Here is an 8,015-nt window from a genome sequence, read left to right on the forward strand (position 1 = left end):
CGGTCCGTGGCGGGCCGCCTCGCCGCCGACGAGACACTGCGGGCCCGCCTGGTACGCGGCCTCGACCTGGCACTGCTGCCGGCCGGGGCGACGCCACCGGGCGAGCCCTTGTACGTGCGCCGGTGAGAGCGCGCGGATCGGTGAAAGGTGAACGCGCGATCCACGGCCCCGCCGGTGTCCTGGTGCCCCTGCCCTAGCCGTAGACCGGGCCCGTGTACTTCTCGCCCGGACCCTGACCCGGCTCGTCCGGCACGAGCGACGCCTCGCGGAACGCCAGCTGCAGCGACTTCAGGCCGTCGCGCAGCGGGGCCGCGTGGAAGGAGCTGATCTCGGTGGTGGACGCGTCCAGCAGACCGGCGAGGGCGGTGACCAGCTTGCGGGCCTCGTCCAGGTCCTTGTACTTGTCTCCCTCCTCCGTCAGACCGAGCTTCACCGCGGCGGCACTCATCAGGTTGACGGCGACCGTCACGATCACCTCGACCGCGGGGACCTCGGCGATGTCGCGGGTCATGGAGTCGAAGTCGGGGTTCTCAGGAGGGGTCTCACTCATGCCCCACACGATAGGCCCCGGCCCGTACACCCCGACCTGCGGGAGCCCGTCGCCCCCGATTGGCACGCCAGGTTTCAACCCGGTATGGTGGTCTCAACGACCGGCTGGACACCTGTGTGTCCGGCCCGCAAGTGGAGGCTCCGCACTCCCACCTGACTGTCCTCCGGGACGGCAGGTCACCCGGTCAGACGGCCCCCACCGTTCCGTACGGACGGTGGAGTCGTCCGAGTTTGCGCCCCGCGGCACACCCGCGGCGGTGCTCCGGCAGTACATGGAGCCCCGCCTGTGTCCCGTCCGGGGCATTTTTCATGGCTCCTGACGGTTGGTCTCTATGTCAACCAGACATAACACGGCGGTCCGCCAGACCGGCGTGTGGTGCTACCGAGGAGGATCCATCAGCACCGAGCCCCGCATCAACGACCGGATTCGCGTTCCCGAAGTGCGGCTTGTCGGTCCCAGTGGCGAGCAGGTCGGGATTGTTCCGCTTGCCAAAGCCCTGGAGCTTGCGCAGGAGTACGACCTCGACCTGGTCGAGGTGGCGGCGAGTGCGCGTCCCCCGGTCTGCAAGCTCATGGACTACGGGAAGTTCAAGTACGAGTCGGCCATGAAGGCCCGTGAGGCGCGCAAGAACCAGGCGCACACGGTCATCAAGGAAATGAAGCTCCGGCCGAAGATCGACCCGCACGACTACGACACCAAAAAGGGTCACGTCGTCCGGTTCCTCAAGCAGGGCGACAAGGTCAAGATCACGATCATGTTCCGTGGTCGCGAGCAGTCCCGGCCCGAGCTGGGCTACCGACTGCTGCAGCGGCTCGCAACGGACGTCGAGGATCTCGGGTTCATCGAGTCGAACCCGAAGCAGGACGGCCGAAACATGATCATGGTTCTCGGTCCGCACAAGAAGAAGACCGAGGCGATGGCCGAGGCCCGGCAGGCGCAGGAAGCCCGCAAGGCGGAAGCGAAGGCCAACCCCGGCAAGTCGCAGAACGCCGCCGAGAGCGAGTTCGCCGACGCCGAGGACACCGACGTCGAGGACACCGACGTGGAGCACGTCGAGGCCGAGGCGCCTGCCGAGGCGCCTGCCGAGGCGTAAGTCCCCGGGACGCGAGTCCGGGGGAAGCCCTGGACGCCGTCCAGGGTGTCAACCGTAGAAATGACGTTCCGCTGTGCCCGGTTTCGCGACCGGGCACCGGAACGCCACTGACGAGGAGAGAACGGCGCTATGCCGAAGAACAAGTCGCACAGCGGTGCCAGCAAGCGCTTCAAGATCACCGGCTCCGGCAAGGTGCTCCGTGAGCGCGCCGGCAAGCGCCACCTGCTCGAGCACAAGTCGTCCCGCGTGACGCGTCGCCTCACCGGCAACGCCGAGATGGCCCCGGGCGACGCCGCGAAGATCAAGAAGCTTCTCGGCAAGTGACGCGACGGCGCCTGATCAACCGATCCAAGCGCGCCGTACGTACGTCAGGACCGGGACCCAATCGATTTCGGGTCGTGTGAGGACAACCACGGCCCCGCTACAAGGAGTCAAAAAGTGGCACGCGTCAAGCGGGCAGTAAACGCCCACAAGAAGCGCCGGGCGATCCTCGAAGCCGCCTCCGGCTACCGCGGTCAGCGTTCGCGCCTGTACCGCAAGGCCAAGGAGCAGGTCACCCACTCGCTGGTCTACAACTACAACGACCGCAAGAAGCGCAAGGGCGACTTCCGTCAGCTGTGGATCCAGCGCATCAACGCTGCGGCCCGCCAGAACGGCATGACGTACAACCGCCTCATCCAGGGTCTGAAGGCCGCCAACGTCGAGGTGGACCGCAAGATCCTCGCCGAGCTGGCCGTCAACGACGCCACGGCTTTCGCCGCGCTGGTCGAGGTCGCGCAGAAGGCGCTGCCGGCGGACGTGAACGCGCCCAAGGCAGCGTGACGCTCGCGCCGGCTTGAGCCGCGTGTTGTTGTGCCCCGGACCCGCAGGTGCTCGCCGCCTGCGGGTCCGAGTGTTTTGGGTGCGTTATCGGGGGCGGTTGCGGGTGCGTGGGGCGTCTCGCGCAGTTCCCCGCGCCCCTGAAAGACCAGGCCCCTGCGCGAGACGCCCCACGCACCCGCAGTCGCCGAACGCACCGCAGGCCCCGAGTTCTCAGGCGTCCAGCCCACCCACCCACCCGATCCAAAAGGTGACCCATGCCCCCCGCCCCCGAGTTGATCTCCCCCCGCTCCGCCCGCGTGTCCGCCGCGCGGCGGCTCGCGAAGCGGAACTTCCGGGGGAAGGACCGCCTGTTCCTGGCGGAGGGGCCGCAGGCCGTGCGGGAGGCCGCCGGGCACGCGGACACACTGGTCGAGCTGTTCGCCACGGTCGAGGCCGCGGAGCGGTACGCCGACATCGTCGGAGAGGCCCGCGAGGCCGGAGCCCGCGTCCACCTCGCCGACGAGGCGGTCATCGCCGACATCTCCACCACCGTCACGCCGCAGGGCCTCGTCGGGATCTGCCGGTTCCTCGACACCCCCTTCGAGGAGATCCTGAGGAGCCGCCCCAAGCTCGTCGCCGTGCTCGCCCACGTCCGCGACCCCGGCAACGCCGGCACCGTACTGCGCTGCGCCGACGCCGCCGGGGCGGAGGCGGTCGTCCTCACCGACGCGTCCGTGGACCTCTACAACCCCAAGGCCGTGCGCGCCTCCGTCGGATCGCTGTTCCACCTGCCCGTCGCCGTCGGTGTGCCCGTCGAGGAGGCCGTGGCGGGGCTCAAGGACGCCGGGGTGCGCATTCTCGCCGCCGACGGGGCGGGGCAGGACGACCTCGACGACGAGCTGGACAAAGGCACCATGGGCGGGCCCACGGCGTGGGTGTTCGGGAACGAGGCGTGGGGGCTGCCCGAGGAGACGCGGGAGCTGGCCGACGCCGTCGTACGCGTACCGATCCACGGAAAGGCGGAAAGCCTGAACCTGGCGACCGCCGCCGCCGTATGTCTCTACGCGTCCGCACGTGCACAGCGCGCCTTCGGAGGGTGCCGGACCGTCACGCCCAGCTAGTAGGGTGACGGGCTCGGGGGCCCACTGCACAACGCGAGAGGTGGGGTACGGGGATGAGGGTCGGCACGAGCAGCACCCGGAGGGCACTGGACGTGCTCGCCACATCGGCGGCCCGGCACGATGATCTCGCCGAGCTCGGCATCGCCCCCGACGACCTTCCCGACGGACTGGTCGTGGCCGACGAGAACGGCCGGGTGATCTGCTTCAACGCCGCCGCCGCCCGGATCACCGCCACCCCCGCCGCCGACGCCCTCGGCCGCCCCCTGGAATGGGCCCTCCCCTTAGAAGACCTCGAAGGCCGCCGCTGGTGGCAGCTGACCGACCCGTACGGAGGACTCGCCATCCGGGTCGGACAGCCCGAGCGGAACCTGCTCCTGCCCGGGGCGCGCGAGATCCTCGTGTCGGCCCGCTACATCCGGACGGAGCCGAAGGGCCCCGTCCGCCGGGTCGTCGTCTCCCTGCGCGACACCGAGGCCCGGCGCCGTACCGAGCGCAGCCACGCCGAACTGATCGCCACCGTGGCCCATGAGCTGCGGTCGCCGCTGACGTCGGTCAAGGGGTTCACCGCGACGCTGCTCGCCAAGTGGGAGCGGTTCACGGACGACCAGAAGAAGCTGATGCTGGAGACCGTGGACGCCGACGCCAACCGGGTCACGCGGCTCATCGCCGAGCTGTTGGACATCTCGCGGATCGACTCCGGGCGGCTCGAACTGCGGAGGCAGCCCGTCGACATAGGCGCGGCCGTCGGACGGCACATCCAGGCGTACGTCGCCGCGGGGCAGCCCGCCGACCGGTTCCTGCTGCGGATCGAGCAGCCGTTGCCCGACCTGTGGGCCGACCCGGACAAGATCGACCAGGTGCTGAGCAACCTGCTGGAAAATGCGGTGCGGCACGGCGAGGGAACCGTCACGATTGACGTCACGCCCACGGCGTCCCCCCGCGAGGGGGAGGACACCGGTACGTCGGTCACGGTGAGCGACGAGGGCAGTGGCATCCCGGAGGAGTCCATGAACCGCGTCTTCACCCGCTTCTGGCGGGGCAGCAAGCGCGGCGGCACCGGCCTCGGGCTGTACATCGTCAAGGGCATCGTCGAAGCCCACGGCGGCACCATCACGGTCGGACGCGCCCCCGTCGGCGGCGCCGAGTTCCGATTTACGTTGCCCGTGAGCGCTCCGGCCTACCTGGCCTGAGCAGCCTGCGGGCGCATGCGTACACCTCCACCCCGTTAGACTCGGCCTTTGGCACCTTTGTGTCCCAAAAACCGTGACGATCTGTCCACGAGTCGGTACGGGGACCATCCGCCAGCCAATCGGAAGCACGGGAAGAGATGTCGGCACCGAATAAGTCGTACGACCCTGTAGAGGTCGAGGCCTTGAAACCGGAAGAGATCGAGCGCATGCGGGACGAGGCGCTCGCCGCCTTCGCCGCCGCGGACTCCCTCGACGCGCTCCAGGAGGCCAAGGTCGCCCACACCGGCGGCACCTCGCCGCTGGCCCTCGCCAACCGCGAGATCGGCGCCCTGCCCCCGCAGGCCAAGGCCGCGGCCGGAAAGCTCGTCGGCCAGGCACGGGGCGCGGTGAACAAGGCGCTCGCCGGCCGTCAGGTCGAGCTGGAGGCCGAGCGCGACGCGCGGGTGCTGGTCGAGGAGGCGGTGGACGTCACGCTGCCCTACGACCGCGTACCGGCCGGCGCCCGCCACCCGCTCACCACCCTCTCGGAGCGCATCGAGGACGTCTTCGTGGCCATGGGCTACGAGGTCGCCGAGGGCCCTCAGGTCGAGGCCGAGTGGTTCAACTTCGACGCCCTCAACATCGGCCCGGACCACCCGGCCCGCGGTGAGGCCGACACCTTCTTCGTGCAGGGCCCCGAGGGCGGCACGGAGTCCGGCGTCGTGCTGCGCACCCACACCTCGCCCGTGCAGATCCGCTCCCTGCTCGACCGCGAGCTGCCGGTGTACGTGATCTGCCCCGGCGTCGTCTACCGCACCGACGAGCTGGACGCCACGCACACCCCGGTCTTCCGCCAGGTCGAGCTGCTGGCCGTCGACGAGGGCCTCACCATGGCCGACCTCAAGGGCACGATGGACCACATGGTCCAGGCGCTGTTCGGCGAGGGCATGAAGACCCGGCTGCGGCCGAACTTCTTCCCGTTCACCGAGCCGTCCGCCGAGATGGACATGGTGTGCTATGTCTGCCGCGGCGAGTCCGTCGGCAACCCCGACCGCCCCTGCCGCACCTGCTCCAGCGAGGGCTGGATCGAGCTCGGCGGCTGCGGCATGGTCAACCCCAAGGTGCTCACCGCCTGCGGCGTCGACCCCGAGAAGTACAGCGGATTCGCCTTCGGGTTCGGCATCGAGCGGATGCTGATGTTCCGCCACAACGTCGAAGACATGCGAGACATGGTCGAGGGTGACGTCCGGTTCACCCGGCCGTTCGGGATGGAGATCTGATGCGGGTCCCGCTTTCCTGGCTGCGGGAGTACGTCGACCTGCCGGCCACCCAGACCGGCCGTGACGTCCAGGCCAGGCTCATCTCCGCCGGCCTGGAGGTCGAGACGGTCGAGCAGCTCGGCGACGGCCTCAAGGGCCCCCTCGTGGTCGGCCAGGTGCTGACCATCGAGGAGCTGACGGAGTTCAAGAAGCCGATCCGCTTCTGCACCGTCGACGTCTCCACCGCCAACGGCACCGGCGAGCCCCAGGAGATCGTCTGCGGCGCCCGCAACTTCGCGGTCGGCGACAAGGTCGTGGTCGTCCTCCCCGGCGCCGAGCTGCCCGGCGGCTTCGCCATCTCCGCCCGCAAGACGTACGGCCGCAACTCGCACGGCATGATCTGCTCCAGCGACGAGCTGGGCATGGGCGACGACGGCACCAAGGGCATCATCGTGCTCCCGCCGGAGACCGAGGTCGGCAAGGACGCCGTCGAGCTGCTGGAACTCGTCGACGAGGTCCTCGACATCGCCGTCACCGCCAACCGCGGGGACTGCCTGTCGATCCGGGGCGTCGCCCGCGAGACCGCCATCGCCTACGGTCTGCCGCTGCGCGACCCGGCGCTCCTCGACGTGCCGGGCCCGAACGCGTTCGGCCACCCCGTCCAGGTCTCCGATCCGTTCGGCTGCGACCGCTTCACCGCACGCACCGTCACCGGTCTCGACCCCGAGGCGCGCTCCCCGATCTGGCTCAAGCGCCGGCTGCAGAAGGTCGGCATGCGCCCGATCTCGCTCGCCGTCGACATCACCAACTACGTGATGATGGAGCTGGGCCAGCCGCTGCACGCCTACGACCGCTCCCTCGTCCAGGGCACGATCGGTGTGCGCCGGGCCGAGGAGGGCGAGAAGATCGTCACCCTCGACGGCGTCACCCGGAAGCTGCACGCCGAGGACCTGGTGATCACCGACGAGCGCGGCCCCATCGGCCTCGCGGGCGTCATGGGCGGCGCCGACACGGAGATCGCCGATCACGAGGACGTCGAGAACGCGTCCGCCGACGTCGTCATCGAGGCCGCCCACTTCGACCAGGTCGCCATCGCGCGCACGGCCCGCCGGCACAAGCTGTCGTCGGAGGCGTCCCGCCGCTTCGAGCGCGGCGTCGACCCGCTGGCCGCGGCCGCCGCCGCCCAGCGCACCGTCGACCTGCTGGTGCTCCTCGCGGGCGGCACGGCCGACGCGGGTGTCACCGAGGTGACCGCCCCGTCCGCGCCGCACACCATCGCCGTCCCGGCGAACCACCCGGACAGGGTCGCTGGCGTCGCATACGGCCGCGAGATCGTCGTACGCCGCCTCCAGGAGGTCGGCTGCGACGTCTACGGGCAGGACGAGCTGATCGTCACCGTGCCGTCGTGGCGGCCCGACCTCACCGAGGTCAACGACCTCGCCGAGGAGGTCATCCGCCTGGAGGGCTACGAGAGCCTGCCCTCCACGCTCCCCAAGCCCCCCTCGGGCCGTGGCCTGACCCACCGGCAGCGCCTGCACCGCCGGGTCGGCCGGGCGCTGGCCGGCGCCGGATACGTCGAGGCGCCCAACTACCCGTTCATCGGCGAGCAGGTCTTCGACCAGCTCGGCCTGGACGCCGACGACCCGGCCCGCCGTGTCGTCAAGCTGACCAACCCGCTCAACGACGAGGAGCCCGCGCTCCGTACGTCGCTGCTGCCGGGCCTGCTGGGCGCGCTGCGGCGCAACGACGGGCGGGGCTCGCACGACCTGGCCCTGTTCGAGACCGGGCTGGTGTTCCTCCCCCGTGCGGAGCGGCGCGTCGCCGTCGCGCCGCCGGTCGACCGCCGGCCCACCGACGAGGAGATCGCGACGCTGAACGCCGCGCTGCCCGAGCAGCCGCGCCACGTCGCCGTCGTCGTCGCCGGAGCCCGCGAGCAGGCCGGCTGGTGGGGCAAGGGCCGCCCGGCCGACTGGGCCGACACCATCGAGGCGGGGCGCGCGGGCGCGCGCGGGGCCGGGGCCG

General features: G+C 70.5%; 8 protein-coding genes and 1 pseudogene. 8 read left to right on the top strand and 1 reads right to left on the bottom strand.

Annotation, left to right across the window (positions count from 1 at the left end):
* Positions 1 to 126, top strand: a pseudogene (locus AWZ10_RS53830) (SseB family protein); the annotation flags it as partial.
* Between the two features lie 67 nt (positions 127 to 193).
* Here AWZ10_RS53830 and AWZ10_RS23575 read toward each other — a convergent pair.
* Positions 194 to 550, bottom strand: coding sequence for a DUF1844 domain-containing protein (locus tag AWZ10_RS23575; protein WP_046707388.1), 357 nt, complete (start codon positions 548 to 550; stop codon positions 194 to 196).
* 370 nt (positions 551 to 920) lie between these two features.
* Here AWZ10_RS23575 and infC point away from each other — a divergent pair, with 370 nt between their 5' ends.
* From infC to pheT, 7 genes are all read left to right on the top strand, one after another.
* Positions 921 to 1,643 carry a translation initiation factor IF-3 gene (gene infC / locus AWZ10_RS23580; RefSeq protein WP_078935565.1) on the top strand — a complete coding sequence of 241 codons (723 nt, stop codon included), beginning with the start codon at positions 921 to 923 and terminating at the stop codon, positions 1,641 to 1,643.
* 129 nt (positions 1,644 to 1,772) lie between these two features.
* Positions 1,773 to 1,967 (top strand): 50S ribosomal protein L35, encoded by a 195-nt coding sequence (rpmI, locus tag AWZ10_RS23585; protein WP_003977225.1) that lies wholly within the window; start codon positions 1,773 to 1,775, stop codon positions 1,965 to 1,967.
* 114 nt (positions 1,968 to 2,081) lie between these two features.
* Complete coding sequence (gene rplT / locus AWZ10_RS23590; protein ID WP_046707390.1) at positions 2,082 to 2,465, top strand: 50S ribosomal protein L20; 384 nt, start codon at positions 2,082 to 2,084, stop codon at positions 2,463 to 2,465.
* 254 nt (positions 2,466 to 2,719) lie between these two features.
* Positions 2,720 to 3,565 carry a TrmH family RNA methyltransferase gene (locus AWZ10_RS23595; protein ID WP_060891993.1) on the top strand — a complete coding sequence of 282 codons (846 nt, stop codon included), beginning with the start codon at positions 2,720 to 2,722 and terminating at the stop codon, positions 3,563 to 3,565.
* A 53-nt stretch (positions 3,566 to 3,618) separates the two neighbouring features.
* Positions 3,619 to 4,755 (top strand): sensor histidine kinase, encoded by a 1,137-nt coding sequence (locus AWZ10_RS23600; protein WP_060891994.1) that lies wholly within the window; start codon positions 3,619 to 3,621, stop codon positions 4,753 to 4,755.
* Between the two features lie 137 nt (positions 4,756 to 4,892).
* Positions 4,893 to 6,014, top strand: coding sequence for a phenylalanine--tRNA ligase subunit alpha (pheS, locus tag AWZ10_RS23605; protein WP_037701696.1), 1,122 nt, complete (start codon positions 4,893 to 4,895; stop codon positions 6,012 to 6,014).
* Positions 6,014 to 8,015 (top strand): phenylalanine--tRNA ligase subunit beta (pheT, locus tag AWZ10_RS23610; protein ID WP_060891995.1); only part of this gene is annotated, 2,002 nt, incomplete at its 3' end. The genes pheS and pheT, both read left to right, overlap by 1 nt.

Source organism: Streptomyces europaeiscabiei, from assembly GCF_001550375.1.
Taxonomy (GTDB): Bacteria; Actinomycetota; Actinomycetes; order Streptomycetales; family Streptomycetaceae; genus Streptomyces; species Streptomyces europaeiscabiei.